The organism is Citrobacter sp. MGH106, assembly GCF_001037495.1.
GTDB classification, from domain to species: domain Bacteria; phylum Pseudomonadota; class Gammaproteobacteria; order Enterobacterales; family Enterobacteriaceae; genus Citrobacter; species Citrobacter murliniae.
In genome coordinates this window covers 2,798,365-2,816,673 of the sequence record NZ_KQ089822.1, presented here as the reverse complement: position 1 = coordinate 2,816,673, position 18,309 = coordinate 2,798,365, and the positions used below count along the sequence as shown (strand labels likewise).

At 50.7% G+C, this 18,309-nt stretch carries 16 protein-coding genes; 9 read left to right on the top strand and 7 right to left on the bottom strand.

All coding sequences use genetic code 11. The features are described 5' to 3' along the window. Nucleotides 1-2 precede the first annotated feature (2 nt). Genes ssuD through ssuE form a run of 3 tightly spaced genes read right to left on the bottom strand, consistent with a single transcriptional unit; the run spans nucleotide 3 to nucleotide 2,687 of the window. The gene (gene ssuD, locus SK36_RS13290) at nucleotides 3-1,148 is read right to left on the bottom strand and encodes an FMNH2-dependent alkanesulfonate monooxygenase (RefSeq protein ID WP_048221749.1); all 1,146 of its coding nucleotides are present in this window, start codon (nucleotides 1,146-1,148) and stop codon (nucleotides 3-5) included. After that, the gene (locus tag SK36_RS13285) at nucleotides 1,145-2,119 is read right to left on the bottom strand and encodes a sulfonate ABC transporter substrate-binding protein (protein WP_045441338.1); all 975 of its coding nucleotides are present in this window, start codon (nucleotides 2,117-2,119) and stop codon (nucleotides 1,145-1,147) included. The genes ssuD and SK36_RS13285 overlap by 4 nt, the downstream gene beginning before the upstream one ends. Then, the gene (gene ssuE, locus SK36_RS13280) at nucleotides 2,112-2,687 is read right to left on the bottom strand and encodes an NADPH-dependent FMN reductase (RefSeq protein WP_045441339.1); all 576 of its coding nucleotides are present in this window, start codon (nucleotides 2,685-2,687) and stop codon (nucleotides 2,112-2,114) included. The genes SK36_RS13285 and ssuE overlap by 8 nt, the downstream gene beginning before the upstream one ends. Nucleotides 2,688-2,931: 244 nt before the next feature. Here ssuE and pyrD point away from each other — a divergent pair, with 244 nt between their 5' ends. Together pyrD and zapC are read left to right on the top strand one after the other, a co-directional pair. Next, nucleotides 2,932-3,942: a quinone-dependent dihydroorotate dehydrogenase gene (gene pyrD / locus SK36_RS13275; RefSeq protein ID WP_045441340.1), complete on the top strand. Its 1,011-nt coding sequence runs from the start codon at nucleotides 2,932-2,934 to the stop codon at nucleotides 3,940-3,942. Between the two features lie 166 nt (nucleotides 3,943-4,108). Beyond that, the gene (gene zapC / locus SK36_RS13270) at nucleotides 4,109-4,651 is read left to right on the top strand and encodes a cell division protein ZapC (RefSeq protein WP_045441341.1); all 543 of its coding nucleotides are present in this window, start codon (nucleotides 4,109-4,111) and stop codon (nucleotides 4,649-4,651) included. On the opposite strand, the gene SK36_RS13265 is transcribed toward zapC, so the two are convergent. After that, nucleotides 4,648-5,757, bottom strand: coding sequence for a YcbX family protein (locus tag SK36_RS13265; protein WP_048221748.1), 1,110 nt, complete (start codon nucleotides 5,755-5,757; stop codon nucleotides 4,648-4,650). The genes zapC and SK36_RS13265 overlap by 4 nt on opposite strands. A gap of 98 nt (nucleotides 5,758-5,855) precedes the next feature. Between SK36_RS13265 and rlmKL the strand changes: the two genes are divergently transcribed. From rlmKL to rmf, 6 genes are all read left to right on the top strand, one after another. Further along, complete coding sequence (gene rlmKL / locus SK36_RS13260; RefSeq protein WP_045441343.1) at nucleotides 5,856-7,964, top strand: bifunctional 23S rRNA (guanine(2069)-N(7))-methyltransferase RlmK/23S rRNA (guanine(2445)-N(2))-methyltransferase RlmL; 2,109 nt, start codon at nucleotides 5,856-5,858, stop codon at nucleotides 7,962-7,964. Nucleotides 7,965-7,976: 12 nt separating this feature from the next. Next, complete coding sequence (locus tag SK36_RS13255; RefSeq protein ID WP_045441344.1) at nucleotides 7,977-9,884, top strand: ABC transporter ATP-binding protein; 1,908 nt, start codon at nucleotides 7,977-7,979, stop codon at nucleotides 9,882-9,884. 14 nt (nucleotides 9,885-9,898) lie between these two features. After that, on the top strand, nucleotides 9,899-11,152 hold the full coding sequence (gene pqiA, locus SK36_RS13250; protein WP_048221747.1) for a membrane integrity-associated transporter subunit PqiA: 1,254 nt from the start codon (nucleotides 9,899-9,901) through the stop codon (nucleotides 11,150-11,152). A gap of 4 nt (nucleotides 11,153-11,156) precedes the next feature. Beyond that, nucleotides 11,157-12,797 carry an intermembrane transport protein PqiB gene (gene pqiB / locus SK36_RS13245; RefSeq protein WP_045441346.1) on the top strand — a complete coding sequence of 547 codons (1,641 nt, stop codon included), beginning with the start codon at nucleotides 11,157-11,159 and terminating at the stop codon, nucleotides 12,795-12,797. Then, nucleotides 12,794-13,357: a membrane integrity-associated transporter subunit PqiC gene (gene pqiC / locus SK36_RS13240; protein ID WP_048221746.1), complete on the top strand. Its 564-nt coding sequence runs from the start codon at nucleotides 12,794-12,796 to the stop codon at nucleotides 13,355-13,357. The genes pqiB and pqiC overlap by 4 nt, the downstream gene beginning before the upstream one ends. Before the next feature lie 256 nt (nucleotides 13,358-13,613). After that, nucleotides 13,614-13,781, top strand: a complete 168-nt coding sequence (gene rmf, locus SK36_RS23765; RefSeq protein WP_003035871.1) for a ribosome modulation factor — start codon at nucleotides 13,614-13,616, stop codon at nucleotides 13,779-13,781. Between the two features lie 107 nt (nucleotides 13,782-13,888). Here rmf and fabA read toward each other — a convergent pair whose 3' ends face one another. Continuing rightward, on the bottom strand, nucleotides 13,889-14,407 hold the full coding sequence (gene fabA / locus SK36_RS13235) for a bifunctional 3-hydroxydecanoyl-ACP dehydratase/trans-2-decenoyl-ACP isomerase (protein WP_010429339.1): 519 nt from the start codon (nucleotides 14,405-14,407) through the stop codon (nucleotides 13,889-13,891). Between the two features lie 68 nt (nucleotides 14,408-14,475). Continuing rightward, nucleotides 14,476-16,236 carry an AAA family ATPase gene (locus SK36_RS13230; protein ID WP_048221745.1) on the bottom strand — a complete coding sequence of 587 codons (1,761 nt, stop codon included), beginning with the start codon at nucleotides 16,234-16,236 and terminating at the stop codon, nucleotides 14,476-14,478. 185 nt (nucleotides 16,237-16,421) lie between these two features. Here SK36_RS13230 and matP point away from each other — a divergent pair, with 185 nt between their 5' ends. After that, the gene (gene matP, locus SK36_RS13225; protein WP_045441349.1) at nucleotides 16,422-16,874 is read left to right on the top strand and encodes a macrodomain Ter protein MatP; all 453 of its coding nucleotides are present in this window, start codon (nucleotides 16,422-16,424) and stop codon (nucleotides 16,872-16,874) included. Between the two features lie 86 nt (nucleotides 16,875-16,960). On the opposite strand, the gene ompA is transcribed toward matP, so the two are convergent. After that, nucleotides 16,961-18,019, bottom strand: a complete 1,059-nt coding sequence (ompA, locus tag SK36_RS13220) for a porin OmpA (RefSeq protein WP_045441350.1) — start codon at nucleotides 18,017-18,019, stop codon at nucleotides 16,961-16,963. Nucleotides 18,020-18,309: the final 290 nt, after the last annotated feature.

Sequence of the window (18,309 nt, the reverse complement as noted above, 5' to 3'; positions counted from 1 at the left end):
CCTTAGCTTTGCGCGGCTTTACGCGGGATAAATTCATTAGCTACCGCTTCGCCTTGTTGATGCAGGTGCTGGGGTTGCGGTATTTCCGGGATCGCAACATCCAGATGCGGAAACAGCAGTTCACCGACTCTCCAGGCTTCCTCCAGGTGCGGATACCCGGATAAGACAAAACTGTCGATACCCAGTGCGGCATACTCGTTAATACGTGCTGCAACCGTGGGACCGTCACCAACCAGCGCCGTGCCTGCGCCTCCACGCACCAGACCTACGCCAGCCCACAGATTTGGGCTAATTTCCAGTTTGTCGCGCTTACCGTTGTGCAATGCCGCCATTCGATGCTGGCCGACAGAGTCCGTTCTCAAGAACGCAGCCTGAGCTTTTACAATAGTGTCATCATCAAGATGGGCTATCAGACGATCTGCCGCCTGCCACGCCTCTTCAGTGGTTTCACGTACAATCACATGCAGGCGAATACCGAAACGGATCTTGCGTCCCTGTGCCGCTGCTTTTTCCCGGACCTGTTCAATTTTCTCCTTCACCAGTTCAGGTGGTTCACCCCATGTCAGGTAGAGATCGACCTGTTCAGCGGCAAGATCCTGTGCCACATCGGAAGAACCGCCAAAGTAAAGTGGAGGATGAGGTTGTTGTATCGGTGGAAAAAAGAGCTTCGCCCCGCGAACGTGAATATGTTTGCCGTTGAAATCCACGGTTTCGCCCTGCAACAGACGTCGCCATACCCGAGTGAACTCAGCAGAGGCTTCATAACGCTCAGTGTGATCGAGAAAAACACCATCACCCGCCAGCTCTTGCGGATCACTACCTGTGACCAGGTTAAACAGCGCCCGACCATTAGACAGTCGGTCAAGCGTTGCGGCCTGGCGAGCGGCAACCGTTGGCGACGTCACGCTTGGACGCAGAGCGACCAGAAATTTTAACCGCTGCGTAACCGGGATCATTGAGGCGGCGACCAACCAGGCATCTTCGCATGAGCGACCAGTTGGGATCAGTACGCCGGTAAAACCCAGACGATCGGCAGTTTGCGCGATTTGTTGCAGATAACTGTGATCGACCGGACGTGAACCTTCTTCTGTCCCCAGATAGTGCCCATCACCGTGTGTAGGTAAAAACCAAAACATATTCAGACTCATAATTTTGCTCCTGCCTGCTGAGTGGGTTGCCAGATGCGTTGGCGAATATCGATTTTTTTCGGTACCAGACGGTTGTCATAAAACAGATCGGCGGTTTGCTGCTGTAATGCGGCGACTGTGGTACTGACGGGCGTAATGGTGGTTGGTGGGCGATGATCCAGCCAGGAGGCAATAACCGGTTCTGGCAGCCCAATGGTTTTAGCCAGCAGCGTGATGCTCTGCTGACGTTGGCTGAGCGTTAAGGCATCGGCCTGGCTAAAGGTGTCGAGGACGCCGAGGATAAAAGCGCCATTTTTCTCGGCATAAGGACGTGCGGCGAGATAAAAAGAACCGGTCTGCTTGAGGTCGGTACCGTCTTTCAGCACGCGAACGTCACCTTGCAGCAAGGCTGCGGAGTAGTACGGATCCCAGATAGCCCAGGCATCAACGTTTCCCTGTTCGAAGGCGGCACGGGCGTCAGCGGGCGTCAGATAAGTAGCTTGAATGTCGGTAAATTTCAGCCCGGCCTGTTGCAGGGCACGGAGCAGTAGATTGTGTGAACTTGAGCCTTTCTGGAAGGCGACTTTGTGTCCTTTCAGTTCTGCAACGGTTTGAATTGGGCTATTTTTCGGCACCAGAATGACTTCGGCTTTCGGCTTGGCGGGTTCGACGCCCACGTAGACCAGGTCGGCTCCGGCAGCCTGGGCAAAGATCGGCGGGATATCACCGGTGCTGCCCAGATCGATGCTGCCGATATTCAATGCTTCCAGCATTTGCGGGCCGGCTGGAAATTCTACCCAGGAGATTTTTGTCTGCGGATAGCGTTTTTCCAGTAGCTGATGGTTTTTTGCCAGCACCATGCTGATGCTACTTTTCTGATAGCCAATACGCAGTACGTCTGGTGCCGCGTCTGCGGCGTGAGCCAGTGTTGACAGAGAAAGCAGTCCGCTCAGCGCCAGCCACGAAGTGTGACGCTTTAGTAAATTAAACATGGGCCGCACCTCGCAGAGCGTTCAACGGTGGAAGCTGCACATCGCGGCGATGCAACGCCAGCCAGAAAGTGTCGAGCGCGCTGTCCAGGCGCAATTGCAGGTTTGGCGTAAACTGCGGCTTATGTTGATAATCGATGATCTGCGAATCGTCGGCAAAAACGCCGTGCAGGATCTCCTGGGCTTTGAGTGCGCTCAGCACCGGTTTCAGCGCGTAATCGACAGCCAACAGATGTGCAACTGTGCCGCCGGTCGCCAATGGCAGAACAACTTTTCCTTCCAGCGCGCGTTCAGGAAGCAGGTCGAGCAACGTTTTCAGAGCGCCAGAGTAAGCGGCTTTATATACAGGAGTGGCAACAATCAGTCCGTCAGCATCTTTTAACTGTTCGATAAACGCCTTCAGGGCTGGGCTGTCAAAGCGTGCATAGATCAGATCTTCTGGCTCAAAATTGTGAAGGTTCCAGTGGTAAACGTCGACATCCTGCCCGTTCAGTTTTTCTCGTGCATATTCCAGTAAGGCACTGGAGCGAGAGGGAAAGCGTGGGCTTCCCGCCAGGGTGATAACGCGCATAATTTATAAACTCTCCTTATAACTAATTGTTCGCTTTTATTTAACATTGATAACAATTTATGCAGTCTGGCAGAGAGATTTTGTTTATCGAAATGATTTATACGGAATAGAAAAGCTGAAAAATGCATAAAACGAACCTCGGGAGGGAAACGTTTGCTATTTATTGCCACAGGTCAATTCCCTTTTTGCTCGCGATCGCACATAATACGCCCCCGGTTTGCACACCGGGAATCCAGGAGAGTTCATGTACTACCCCTTCGTTCGTAAAGCCCTTTTTCAGCTCGATCCTGAGCGCGCTCATGAATTTACATTCCAGCAATTACGTCGCATTACGGGCACGCCGCTTGAAGCGCTTGTCCGTCAGAAAGTACCCGCAAAGCCGGTTACCTGTATGGGGCTGACGTTTAAAAATCCGCTTGGCCTGGCAGCCGGGTTGGATAAGGACGGGGAGTGCATTGATGCACTTGGCGCAATGGGATTCGGCTCGATTGAGATAGGCACCGTGACGCCACGACCTCAACCGGGTAACGATAAGCCGCGCCTTTTCCGTCTGGTGGATGCAGAAGGTCTGATCAACCGTATGGGGTTTAATAATCTGGGTGTTGATAACCTGGTGGAGAACGTTAAGAAATCGCATTTTGACGGCATTCTGGGGATTAATATTGGTAAGAATAAAGATACCCCGGTAGAGAATGGCAAAGATGACTATCTGATTTGTATGGAAAAAGTCTATGCTTATGCTGGTTATATTGCGGTGAATATTTCCTCGCCAAATACCCCAGGATTACGCACGCTGCAATACGGCGAAGCGCTGGATGATTTGCTGACGGCAATTAAAAATAAACAAAACGATCTGCAAGCGATCCATCATAAATATGTTCCAGTGGCGGTAAAGATCGCGCCGGATCTTTCTGAGGAAGAACTGATCCAGGTGGCTGATAGTTTAGTTCGCCATAATATCGATGGCGTTATTGCCACTAACACAACACTCGATCGTTCTCTGGTTCAGGGAATGAAAAATTGCGATCAAATGGGTGGGTTGAGTGGTCGACCGCTGCAATTAAAAAGTACGGAAATTATTCGCATGTTGTCTCGTGAATTAAAAGGGCAACTGCCAATTATCGGTGTGGGCGGTATCGACTCCGTTATTGCTGCGCGTGAGAAAATAGCAGCGGGTGCTTCGCTGGTTCAGATTTATTCCGGCTTTATTTTTAAAGGTCCGCCGTTGATTAAAGAAATCGTCACCAATATCTGAACTTTGCCTTAATCAGACAACCAGGGCTTTATTTCTAGTCCTGGTTGTTTTATATTCCTTTACTGTTGCTTATTTAAACATTTTAGGCTTTTATTATTAGGGCAATTAACGAAGCGGAAAAAGGATACTACCGCGACGGCGATGATTAAGGAAAGGAGAGAAACTGATGCGAATTAAACCTGACGATAACTGGCGCTGGTATTATGATGAAGAGCACGATCGTATGATGCTCGATTTAGCCAATGGCATGTTATTTCGCTCGCGTTTTGCTCGCAAAATGCTCACCCCTGATGCATTTTCTCCGTCCGGTTTTTGTGTTGATGATGCCGCACTTTATTTTTCTTTTGAAGAAAAATGCCGTTACCTGGATTTAGCTAAAGAACAAAAAGCTGAACTGGTGCTTAATGCGCTGGTGGCTATTCGTTATCTCAAACCGCAGATGCCAAAAAGCTGGCACTTTGTAGCGCATACCCTTAACTGGTCTCCGACCGTGGGAGATGCTGCCTGTGTCTGGTTAAGTGATACCGAAGAACAGGTGAATTTGTTAGTGGTTGAACCTGGTGAAAATGCCGCGCTTTGTCTGCTCGCACAGCCTGGAGTCGTTATTGCCGGACGCACGATGCAACTCGGTGACGCCATCAAAATTATGAACGACAGACTGAAACCGCAGATCCCTGCCGACAGTTTCAGCCTGGAGCAGGCGGTTTAACTCTCCAGCCTGATTGCCGTTTTCGGCACACAACTGCAGCAAAGAATCGTCCCGTCATCACCAATTGCTGTTTTTTTCAGCGGGCTGACTTCACCTTCTACCAGTCGAATTCGACAGCATCCGCAAATCCCCGCCCGACATGAATAGGGTACACGGATCCCCTGGTTTTCCAGTTGCTCAAGTAATACCTGCTGATTGTTTCCGCGAAAGGTTTGTCCCTGCCAGTCAATAAGTAGTGTTGTATCAGGAGACTGTTTTTCCGGTACGGTATCGTCAGATTCTGCCGCGCCATAGACTTTAGCTGGGGCGGTTGCCAGGATTTCGACTTCATCGCCAACACGGATCACGCCGCTGTTACGGGCAATGAGGTTTTGACCGAAATCGACGTCGCCGTTATCTGGCGCAGTACGGAAAGTTTGCAGTGTAGCCAGCGGTTCACCAGACGGGTGCTTCTGACCTTTTTCTGGGCTGACGGTGGTAAAAATACAACGGCTGCAGGGTTTGACGACGTCAAAGATAACGTCGCCAATGCGTATAACCTTCCAGGTATCTTCTTCCCATGCCGCGGCTCCCGAGACTACGAGATTGGGGCGAAACTGCTCCATCTTGACGCTTGCCGGGCAGCGCTGTTGTACGTCACGCAGTGATGCTTCATTAGTCAGGAGATAAGGAAAACCATCGGCGAAAGATAAAGGCACGCCAGCGTGGCGTTTTACCCGACGCGTCAGATGCGGACCAACCCAACGCAATTGTACTTCGCGGGAGAAAAAGCCGCTGAGCCACTGGTTGATCGCCGCCGGTGCGATACGCGCGGTAAAATGGTTTCCCCAGACTTCCGTTGGTGCATCCTGCGTGGCGAAGTCGGCAAAACGAACCAGTGCGCTACTGCCGTCTGGAGCTGTGAGATGCAGCCCGTCATGCAAAGGTGAGGGGGTGAAGCGTACCATCTGTGGGAACTGTCGGGCGGTGATGAACGTTCCGTCAGGTTCGGTAATCATAAATATGCGATCAAAGGCCAGACCGCTAACGTCTGCCAGGGCGTGTGTAAGCCCAATGCCGCGCATTGATTTAACCGGATGAATAAAAAGTCGGGTTAACGTTACCACTGTAAAGTCCCTCGAACGAAAATAAGCCTTCAACTTTATGACATGCGCGTGAGATTGGCTATAATGCGCAGCAATTTTCCTGGAGTAAAAGTGACATTATGAATTCTCTGTTTGCCAGTACGGCCCGTGGGCTGGAAGAGCTGTTAAAAACTGAACTGGAAAACCTCGGCGCCGTGGAGTGTCAGGTAGTTCAGGGTGGGGTCCATTTTAAGGGCGACACGCGGCTTGTTTACCAGAGCCTGATGTGGAGCCGCCTGGCCTCGCGCATTATCCTGCCGATGGGAGAGTGCAAGGTCTACAGCGATCTTGATCTGTACCTCGGTGTTCAGGCAATCGACTGGACAGAGATATTTAATCCGGGGGCTACATTCGCAGTTCACTTTAGCGGCCTGAACGATACGATTCGCAACAGCCAGTACGGCGCGATGAAAGTAAAAGATGCGATTGTCGATGCCTTTACCCGAAAAAATCTCCCGCGACCGAATGTGGATCGCGAATCTCCTGATCTACGTATCAACGTCTGGTTGAATAAAGATACCGCCAGTATTGCGCTTGATCTGAGCGGTGATGGTCTGCACCAGCGCGGCTACCGTGAGCGTGCAGGGCAGGCACCAATCAAAGAGACGCTGGCTGCCGCGATTGTTATGCGTTCTGGCTGGCAGCCGGGGACACCGTTACTCGATCCAATGTGTGGTTCCGGTACGTTGCTGATTGAAGCGGCGATGTGGGCAACCGATCGTGCACCTGGCCTGCATCGTGGCTACTGGGGTTTTAGCGGCTGGGCACAACATGATGAAGCTGTCTGGCAAGAGGTTAAAGCTGAAGCACAGGTTCGTGCGCGTAAAGGACTAGCGGACTATACGTCGCATTTCTATGGATCCGATAGCGATGCTCGCGTCATTGAAAAAGCTCGCAGTAACGCCCGTCGCGCCGGTATTGGCGAGCTGATGACTTTTGATGTCAAAGATGTGGCTAAACTGAGTAATCCGCTGCCGAAAGGGCCGTATGGTACGGTTATCAGCAACCCGCCATACGGTGAACGTCTGGATAGCGAACCGGCGCTGATCGCGTTGCACAGCCTGCTGGGACGCACGATGAAAAACCAGTTTGGCGGCTGGAACCTGTCGTTGTTCAGCGCCTCCCCAGATTTGCTCAGCAGCCTGCAGCTTCGTGCTGATAAGCAGTTCAAAGCGAAAAATGGTCCGCTGGATTGTGTACAGAAAAACTATCACGTTGCGGAAACGACAGCGGAGAGCAAACCTGCAACGGTGGCAGAAGACTATGCTAACCGTCTGCGTAAGAATATTAAGAAGCTGGAAAAGTGGGCGCGCCAGGAGGGGATTGAGTGCTATCGCCTGTATGACGCCGATCTGCCGGAATACAATGTTGCGGTAGATCGCTACGGTGACTGGGTAGTGGTTCAGGAATATGCGCCGCCGAAGACGGTTGATGCGCAGAAAGCGCGCCAGCGTCTGTTCGACATCATTGCCGCCACGCTGTCGGTGTTGGAGATCGCACCAAACAAACTGGTGCTGAAAACCCGTGAACGGCAAAAAGGGAAAAACCAGTATCAGAAGATGAATGAAAAGGGTGAATTCATTGAGGTTAGCGAGTACAACGCGCGCCTGTGGGTTAACCTGACCGACTATCTTGATACCGGTCTGTTCCTCGATCACCGTATTGCACGCCGCATGCTGGGCCAGATGAGCAAGGGTAAAGATTTCCTCAATCTGTTCTCTTATACCGGCAGCGCCAGTGTACATGCGGGATTAGGCGGTGCACGTAGCACCACAACGGTAGATATGTCACGCACCTATCTGGAGTGGGCGGAACGCAACCTGCGACTCAACGGGCTGAGTGGTCGTGCACACCGCTTAATTCAGGCCGACTGCCTGGGCTGGTTACGTGAAGCCAATGAACAGTTTGATCTAATCTTCATCGATCCACCGACGTTCTCTAACTCTAAACGTATGGAAGACTCGTTTGACGTGCAGCGCGATCATCTGGCGCTGATGAAAGATCTGAAACGTCTGCTGCGTAAAGACGGCACGATCATGTTCTCCAACAACAAACGTGGGTTCCGTATGGATCTTGATGGGCTGGCCGAGCTGGGACTGAAAGCACAAGAAATTACCCAAAAAACGCTTTCTCAGGACTTTGCCCGTAACCGTCAGATCCACAACTGCTGGCTGATCACCTCAGCCTGAAAGGAAAAGTAAATGTCATTAATCAGTATGCATGGTGCATGGCTGTCGTTTAGCGATGCGCCGCTTCTTGATAATGCAGAACTGCATATCGAGGATAACGAACGCGTCTGCCTGGTTGGCCGTAACGGCGCAGGCAAGTCGACGCTGATGAAGATCCTTAACCGTGAGCAGGGTCTTGACGACGGACGTATCATTTATGAGCAGGATTTGGTTGTGGCGCGTCTGCAACAGGATCCGCCGCGTAACGTGCAGGGTAGTGTCTACGATTTCGTCGCTGAAGGGATTGCAGAACAAGCGGTTTACCTCAAGCGTTACCACGATATCTCGCATTTGGTGATCACCGATCCGAGCGATAAAAACCTGCAGGAACTGGCGAAGGTTCAGGAACTACTGGATCATCACAATCTGTGGCAGTTGGAAAACCGCATTAATGAAGTACTGGAGCAGCTTGGGTTGGAGCCAGACATGGAGCTGGCATCGCTCTCTGGCGGCTGGCTGCGTAAAGCGGCGCTGGGCCGGGCGTTAGTCAGCAATCCGCGCGTATTGTTGCTGGATGAACCGACAAACCACCTGGATATTGAAACCATTGACTGGCTGGAAGGGTTCCTGAAAACCTTCAACGGAACAATTATTTTCATTTCCCACGACCGTTCGTTTATTCGCAATATGGCAACGCGTATCGTCGATCTCGATCGCGGCAAGCTGGTGTCATATCCGGGGGATTATGATCAATATCTGCTGGATAAAGAAGAAGCGCTGCGAGTAGAAGAGTTACAGAATGCGGAGTTTGATCGCAAACTGGCACAGGAAGAAGTCTGGATCCGCCAGGGTATTAAAGCGCGTCGTACCCGTAATGAAGGTCGCGTCCGTGCGCTGAAGGCAATGCGTAGGGAACGTGGCGAACGCCGAGAAGTGATGGGCACGGCGAAGATGCAGGTTGAAGAGGCGAGCCGCTCAGGCAAGATTGTCTTCGAGATGGAGAATGTTGATTACCAGGTTGAGGGTAAACAGCTGGTGAAAGACTTCTCCGCGCAGGTGCAACGTAGCGACAAGATTGCCTTAATTGGACCTAACGGCTGCGGTAAAACGACGCTGCTCAAGCTGATGTTAGGTCAGCTTCAGGCAGACAGCGGTCGTATTCATGTCGGGACAAAACTGGAAGTTGCTTATTTCGATCAACATCGTGCGGAACTCGATCCCGATAAAACCGTAATGGATAACCTTGCTGAAGGTAAACAAGAAGTCATGGTTAATGGTAAGCCGCGTCATGTTCTGGGCTATCTTCAGGACTTCCTGTTCCATCCGAAACGTGCGATGACACCTGTGCGTGCTCTTTCCGGCGGAGAACGAAATCGTCTGCTGCTGGCGCGTCTGTTTTTGAAGCCCAGTAACCTTCTGATCCTCGATGAACCAACTAACGATCTCGACGTCGAAACTCTGGAACTGCTTGAAGAACTGATTGACGGCTATCAGGGCACCGTTCTGCTGGTGAGTCACGATCGTCAGTTTGTCGATAACACGGTAACCGAGTGTTGGATCTTCGAAGGCGGCGGCAAAATTGGTCGTTATGTGGGCGGTTACCATGATGCGCGTGGTCAGCAGACACAATATGTGGCGTTTAAACAGCCTGTAGCGAAAAAAACAGAGGAAGTTGCTGCCCCTAAAGCAGAAATTGTAAAACGCACGACTAGCAAACTAAGCTATAAACTACAGCGCGAACTGGAGCAGCTCCCCGTATTGCTTGAAGAGCTGGAAGCTAAACTGGAAACGTTACAGGCTCAGGTTGCTGACGCTGACTTTTTCAGCCAGCCGCATGAGCAAACGCAACAGGTACTCGCTAACCTGAGCGAAGCGGAACAAGAACTTGAGCAAGCCTTTGAGCGCTGGGAGTATCTTGAGTCTTTGAAGAATGGCGCATAATTAAAGGAGCACATATGTGCGAACATCACCATGCCGCGAAGCATATATTATGCTCGCAGTGTGACATGCTGGTGGCGTTACCTAGCCTTACGCATGGTCAGAAAGCGGCATGTCCACGATGTGGCACTACGTTAACCGTTGAGTGGGACGCGCCAAGACAGCGTCCCACTGCCTATGTTTTAGCGGCGCTTTTTATGCTGCTTTTATCCAACCTCTTTCCCTTTGTAAACATGAACGTAGCAGGGGTGAGAAGTGAAGTGACGCTGCTGGAGATCCCCAGCGTTCTCTTTTCAGAGAACTATGCCAGCCTCGGGACTTTCTTTTTATTATTCGTTCAAATGGTTCCCGCTTTTTGCTTGCTGACCATCTTGCTGCTGGTGAATCGGGTTCAGATGCCTGGCCGGCTTAAAGCCCGGTTAGCACGTGTCTTGTTCCAGTTAAAAAGCTGGGGAATGGCGGAAATCTTTCTTGCAGGGGTGTTAGTCAGCTTTGTTAAGTTGATGGCCTATGGCGATATTGGCGTGGGCAGCAGCTTCATTCCGTGGTGCTTCTTTTGTATTTTGCAACTACGCGCATTTCAGTGTGTCGATCGTCGCTGGCTGTGGGATGATATCGCACCCATGCCGGTTATTAAGCAAGTTTTAAAGCCTGGCGTTCCCGGTATTCGACAGGGGTTACGTTCATGTTCCTGCTGCACGGCTATTCTTCCTGCTGATGAACATGTCTGCCCCCGCTGTCAGACAAAAGGCTACGTTCGACGTAAAAACAGCCTACAGTGGACGCTGGCGTTATTGTTCACGTCGATCATGCTTTACCTTCCAGCCAATATTTTGCCGATCATGATCACCGATTTGTTAGGGTCAAAGCTGCCGTCAACGATTATTGAGGGTGTTGTTTTAATCTGGAGCGAAGGTTCATACCCGGTGGCTGCGGTAATATTTATCGCCAGTATTCTGGTGCCAACGCTAAAAATGATCGCTATTGCCTGGTTGTGTTGGGATGCGAAAGGGCATGGTAAACGTGACAGTGAGCGGATGCATTTCATTTATGAGGTCGTAGAGTTTGTTGGCCGCTGGTCAATGATTGATGTCTTTGTTATTGCGGTACTCTCTGCGCTGGTGCGCATGGGAGGGTTGATGAACATTTATCCTGCAATGGGTGCTTTGATGTTTGCTTTAGTCGTCATTATGACAATGTTTTCTGCGATGACGTTCGATCCACGTCTGTCGTGGGACCGTGAACCAGAACCAGATCATGAGGAGTCCTGACAGCATGGAATCTAAAAGTGGGGAAGCCAAAGTGCAGAAGGTGAAGAACTGGTCACCCGTATGGATATTTCCGATCGTCACTGCGCTCATCGGCGCATGGGTGCTGTTTTATCATTACAGTCATCAGGGGCCGGAAGTCACGTTGATCACGACCAATGCTGAAGGTATCGAAGGTGGTAAGACAACGATTAAAAGCCGCAGCGTTGACGTCGGCGTGGTTGAGAGCGCGACGCTGACAGATGATTTAACTCATGTAGAGATTAAAGCCCGTCTCAATTCTGGTATGGAGAAGCTGCTGCATAAAGATTCTGTCTTTTGGGTGGTGAAGCCACAGGTGGGACGTGAAGGCATCAGCGGTTTAGGTACGTTGTTATCCGGGGCTTATATTGAACTGCAACCCGGGAATAAAGGTAGCAGACTGGAAAACTATCAACTGTTGGACTCTCCTCCGCTGGCACCACCAGATGCGAAGGGGATCCGTGTAATCCTCGACAGTAAAAAAGCCGGCCAGTTAAGCCCTGGCGATCCGGTACTGTTCCGGGGATATCGCGTGGGGTCGGTTGAGACCAGTATGTTTGATGCGCAAAAACGTACGATCAGCTATCAGCTTTTCATCAATGCACCAAACGATCGCCTGGTGACAAGCAACGTACGCTTCTGGAAAGACAGCGGAATTGCAGTGGATCTCACCTCGGCAGGCATGCGTGTGGAAATGGGTTCTCTTACCACGTTGTTTGGCGGCGGAGTCAGTTTTGATGTACCGGAAGGACTAGAGCAAGGCCAGCCGGTTGCGCAGCAGGCCTCATTTACTCTCTATGATGATCAAAAAAGTATTCAGGATTCCCTGTACACAGACCATATCGATTACCTGATGTTCTTTAAGGATTCGATTCGTGGGTTGCAACCAGGAGCACCGCTTGAGTTCCGAGGTATTCGCCTTGGTACAGTAAGCAAAGTGCCTTTCTTTGCACCGAATATGCGCCAGGTCTTCAACGATGATTACCGCATTCCGGTGCTGGTACGTATTGAGCCTGAACGCCTGAAAGCGCAGTTAGGTGAAGATACTGATGTCGGTGCCCATCTGGCTGAATTGCTCAAACGTGGATTAAGAGGATCGTTGAAGACAGGGAACCTGGTAACGGGGGCTCTGTATGTCGATCTCGACTTCTATCCGAAAGATCCGCCGATTACGGGTGTGCGTGAGTTTAATGGTTATCAAATTATCCCGACTGTTAGCGGTGGCCTGGCGCAAATCCAACAGCGTTTAATGGAAGCGCTGGATAAGATAAACAATCTGCCGTTGAACCCGATGATTGAGCAGGCGACCAGTACACTGACGGAAAGCCAGCGTACGATGAAGCATTTGCAAACCACGCTGGATAACATGAATAAGATAACCGGTAGCCAGTCGATGCAGCAGCTTCCGGCGGATATGCAGAACACGCTGCGCGAGCTTAATCGTAGTATGCAAGGCTTCCAGCCTGGTTCCGCGGCCTACAACAAGATGGTGGCAGATATGCAACGTCTTGATCAGGTTCTGCGTGAACTGCAGCCGGTGCTGAAAACGCTGAACGATAAGAGCAATGCGCTGGTATTTGAAGCGAAGGATAAAAAAGATCCAGAGCCGAAGAGGGCGAAACAATGAAAAAGTGGCTAGTGGTGATGATGGCGGTCTGGCTGACGTCATGCAGCTCCAGTGGAGAAAATAAAAGCTATTACCAGCTTCCCATTGCGCAGGGCGGTGTGCAGAGTACGGCCAATCAGGGGAACCGTCTGCTGTGGGTTGAGCAGGTAGCGGTGCCGGATTATCTGGCGGGAAATGGGGTTGTGTACCAGACCAGCGATGTTAAGTACGTCATTGCCAACAGTAATCTTTGGGCCAGTCCGTTAGATCAGCAATTGCGCAATACGCTTGTCGCCAACCTCAGTATGCAGTTGCCGGGATGGGTTGTTGCTTCTCAGCCTCTGGGAAGCACACAGGACACGCTTAATGTGACGGTGACAGGCTTCCATGGCCGCTATGACGGGAAGGTGATAGTGAGCGGCGAATGGCTGCTGAACCATCAGGGACAGCTGATCAAGCGTCCGTTCCACATCGAAGCCGTACAGACTCAGGATGGCTATGATGAGATGGTGAAGGTTCTGGCTGCTGCCTGGAGCCAGGAAGCGACGGCTATCGCTCAGGAGCTGAAAAGGATCCCTTAAGTTTAAATAATTGTAAATTTTACCGCCTCTGGTTTAGTGCCCGGGGCGGTTTTTTTTATTTTTTTAGCGGTTGAGATAGCTGTTCTGACAGCAAATTTTTGTACAAATGATTTACCAGCTAGCTCACAAATATGACACTGGCGTGAATTTTGCGCATTGACGGGCATGATGTTTCGGGGTATTCGTTTAGTGTGATTGCATACTTAGTAATCACTGTTTTCTTTTCCACCAGACCTAAAAATGAGGGAAACGAGGCATGAAGAGACAAAAACGAGATCGCCTGGAACGGGCACATCAACGTGGTTATCAGGCCGGCATTGCCGGACGCTCAAAAGAAATGTGTCCCTATCAGACGCTGAATCAAAGGTCATACTGGCTGGGAGGCTGGCGAGAAGCCATGGGGGATAGGGTGTTAATGGCCTGATTCTGTCTCTTTAGATAAAAGAAACCTCCGCACGCGGAGGTTTCGCCTTTTTGTAGGCCCGATAAAACGTAATAACGTCGCTATCAGACAGTCTACGCAGTCCTGAATCAGAACGCAGAAGTATCCTGGAAAAGACCTACTTTCAGATCATTAGCCGTGTAGATCAGACGGCCATCAACCAGCACTTCACCATCAGCCAGGCCCATGATCAGACGACGGTTAACGATGCGTTTGAAGTGGATGCGGTAAGTGACTTTCTTCGCGGTCGGCAGAACCTGGCCAGTAAACTTCACTTCGCCTACGCCCAGTGCACGGCCTTTACCTTCGCCGCCCAACCAGCCGAGATAGAATCCAACCAACTGCCACATAGCGTCCAGACCCAGGCAGCCTGGCATCACCGGATCGCCGATAAAGTGGCATCCGAAGAACCACAGGTCCGGGTTGATATCCAGTTCAGCTTCAACATAACCTTTGTCGAAGTTACCACCGGTTTCGGTCATCTTGACGACACGGTCCATCATCAGCATGCTTGGTGCAGGCAGTTGTGGGCCTTTTGCGCCAAACAGCTCACCGCGACCAGAGGCAAGAAGGTCTTCTTTTGTATAGGATTCGCGTTTATCTACCATGTTCTCTGTAAGCCTTATTTTATTGAAGCACGCAGGATAGCTAACACGTGTACGCTGAACAAGTCCGATCAGTTCGGAATAAATGCATTCAGCCAACGTAGCGGCCAGGGGAAACGATGACGACCTTCCTGTTGCGTTGCCGTGGCAATGCGCTCCTGGATAGTTTGCATCAGCGTTGTCTGGCCTTCACCATCCCACACAAGATTTAACAAAAGCGGCAGCGCATCGGTCACGTCGTCCACCGCCCAAATAGTGAATTTTTCTTCTTCAACGGCCTGTAGCAGAGCTGGTTGTAGACTCAGGTGCCTGACGTTGGCTGAAGGAATAATGACACCCTGAGTACCGGTTAATTCACGCTGCTGGCAGATAGTAAAGAAGCCTTCAATTTTCTCATTCAGGCCACCGACAGGCTGTGCACGGCCGAACTGATCAACAGAGCCGGTGATCGCAATGCTTTGATTTACAGGCACATCTGCGAGAGCGCTGATCAGCGCGCACAGCTCTGCCATTGATGCACTGTCGCCATCCACCTCGCTGTACGATTGCTCGAAAGTCAGTGAGGCAGAAAACGGGATCTGCTGTTCAAGCTGCAGCTCCGACATCAGGAAAGCCTGCATTATCATCATGCCTTTAGCATGAATATTTCCGCCAAGCTCGGCTTTACGCTCGATATCAGTAAATTCGCCATCGCCAATATGAACGACGCAACTGATACGTGACGGTTCACCAAATGCGCGTGGATGACCCGGAAATTCAATCACTGACAGGGCATTGATTTGACCAATACGCTCACCTTCAGTCTCGATAAGGATCTGCTCTTGCAGGATCTCATCCTGCATACGTTCGGCGAGAAAACCTTCCCGCCATTCGCGCTGTGCAAGCATCAGGCTGAATTGTTCGGCGTTGCAAGTATCCCCATCGCATAAAGGAGCTACTTCCTTAAGCTGTCGGATGATCCACAGTGGGTTAAGCGGCAAAGTATCCTGCTCACCGGTGTAGCGAACAGCTTCACGGATCAATACCTGCCAGGCATCAGGGGCGGGGTAAGGCAGAGCGTTGCGTCTGGCGGTATGCGTCACCCATTGACACCATTGCGTCATGGTTTCGGCATCCACTATCTGCAAATTATCTTCAAACTCGCTATAAATTGCCTGCTCTGCCAGTTCCGGCTCCATTTCCTGGAAGTCTGCCAGTGATTCGCGCTCTCCCACTAACACCACTTTCATTTTAAGCGGCATAGAAGGAACGGAGACAGGAAGTGGGCGAGACTCATCAAAGGCCACCCAGTCAAAGCGCTCGTGGCTGACAATGGCTTTCAGGCGCATCCACAGCAGTGGTTGAGCCAGAAGCGTGCGTAATGAGATAACCAGTATGCCGCCGTTGGCCTTATGTACCAGACCCGGTTGCAGGGTAATTTCGCCATTAAACTGGCGCAGGCAGCCAAACAGTTGTTCGGCTTCAACCCAGTCAGCATTTACCACCTGAGTTAAGGTCGCAAAATTGTCTTCTGCATTTTCTGCTTCATGGTAACGAATAGTGTGGCCAGAGATATCGTAGTGACCCCCGGTCAGGCTTCCGGCATCCATGTGCAATGTGCGTGCAGCTGATGAAATAAGATTGAGATACTCAAGCTCTTCCGGCGCTTTCACCAGCATAAAGGAGGACGTCGTCCAGTGCTGAAGAAGCTGCTCTAGCGCAAATTGTAAACGTGGCTGAGTATCACTGAGTAAGGTGTCGGTTTCGTCAGTGACGTGCGGCTGTGCAAATATTTCCTGATAACTGTCGGTATCAGGAACCAGATCACGCCATGCAAGTTTCGTAATGGTCAAAGTTGATGTTTTTTAGTCTGTTGTAAAAAACGAGATTATACCGTAACCGTCAGCACTGCACACGCGGAAAGCACGGCTAAACAGATGCGATGACGCGCGACAGTTCACAGGCTGGATATTCTTTTCTTCAGATGCCCAAAAAGCTGATATTCTGATAAGAGTTACACGGTAACATTGAGATCGCAATGAAATATCAACAACTTGAAAACCTTGAAAGCGGCTGGAAATGGAAGTACCTGGTGAAGAAGCATCGTGAGGGGGAGTTGATTACCCGTTACGTGGAAACCAGCGCTGCCGAAGAAGCCGTTGATTTGTTGCTAACCCTCGAGAATGAGCCGGTTCGGGTCAATGCCTGGATTGATGAACACATGAACTCTGCGCTGCAAAATCGTATGAAACAGACTATACGGGCGCGGCGTAAACGGCATTTTAATGCTGAACATCAGCATACGCGTAAGAAATCTATCGATCTGGAGTTCATCGTCTGGCAGCGATTAGCCGGACTTGCGCAACGGCGCGGCAAAACGCTTTCAGAAACGATCGTGCAACTGATTGAGGATGCAGAGCATAAAGAGAAGTACGCCAACAAAATGTCCACGTTGAAACAGGATTTGCAGGCATTGTTGGGAAAAGAGTAGGCAATGATATTTTCAATGTGTTGAGCAATGGTGTTCTTCAGATAAAAAAAACCCCGCATAGCGGGGTTTTTTTATAAGACGAAAACTTAAGCCTGAGGCTGAGTTACAACGTCTTTGATGCCTTTAACTTCGATCTCAACGCGACGATCCGGAGCCAGGCAGTCGATCAGTGCAGCGCGAGCTTTCACGTTGTCACAGGTGTTGCCAGTAACCGGGTTGGATTCGCCCATACCACGTGCAGAGATTTTGTCAGAAGGAATACCTTTAGAGATCAGGTAATCAACAACGGACTGAGCACGTTTCTCAGACAGACCCTGGTTGTAAGCGTCAGAACCGATGCGGTCAGTGAAGCCCAGAACCACTACGGAACCGTCTTTCGGATCCAGGTTGCTCAGCTGGCTGTACATCTGATCCAGAGCCTGCTGGCCTTCTGGTTTCAGAGTTGCTTTGTTGAAGTTGAACAGAACGTCAGACTTCAGGGTGAAGTGCTTGGTCTGTACTTCTGGAGCCGGAGCCGGAGCCGGAGCAACTACTGGAGCTACTTCACCCTGGCCGAAGCGGTAAGAAACACCAACGCTCAGCAGGCCGTTATCCGGACGACCACCAACGGTGTTCGCGTCACCGATGTTGTTGGTCCACTGGTATTCCAGACGGGTAGCGATTTCAGGAGTAATTGCATACTCTACGCCGCCAGCGAATACTGGGGATACACCAGTGTCGTGGTCTTTGAAGCCTTCGTTGTTTTTAGCGTCTGCACGCCAAACCATACCACCCAGACGAGTGTAAACGTCCAGATCGTCAGTGATTGGGTAACCCAGTTTAGCGGTCAGCTGAACGCCCTGAGCTTTGAAAGCGCCGTTTTGATGAGTAGAGTCGGTGTAGCCTTTGTACGGCATACGACCTAACCAATCGTAACCCATTTCAAAACCAACGTACGGGTTAACCTGATAACCACCGAACGCACCAGCACCCAGTTGGCTTTCATGGGTAGGACCAGCGTTGTTGATCTGGTTGTTGCCGATATCATGGTACTGAGACCAGCCCAGTTTAGCACCGGTGTACCAAGTGTTATCTTTCGGAGCGGCCTGCGCCACGGTAGCGAAACCAGCCAGTGCCACTGCAATTGCGATAGCTGTCTTTTTCATTTTATGCGCCTCGTTATCATCCAAAATTTGCCATGAATATCTCCAACGAGATAACACGGTTAAATCCTTCACCCGGGGACCAGTTCAATAGTTACTCTACCGATATCTGCGGCTTAAGCCGAGCACCCCTGGCGATGTAAAGTCTACAACGTAGTTGAAAACTTACAAGTGTGAACTCCGTCAGGCATATGAAAAAAAAAAGCTTGTATACACAATATTTAACATTTATGGATGATTAATTGTACTGCAAACATCGCGGAAACCGCTTCACACAGGCGTTCTCACAAAAA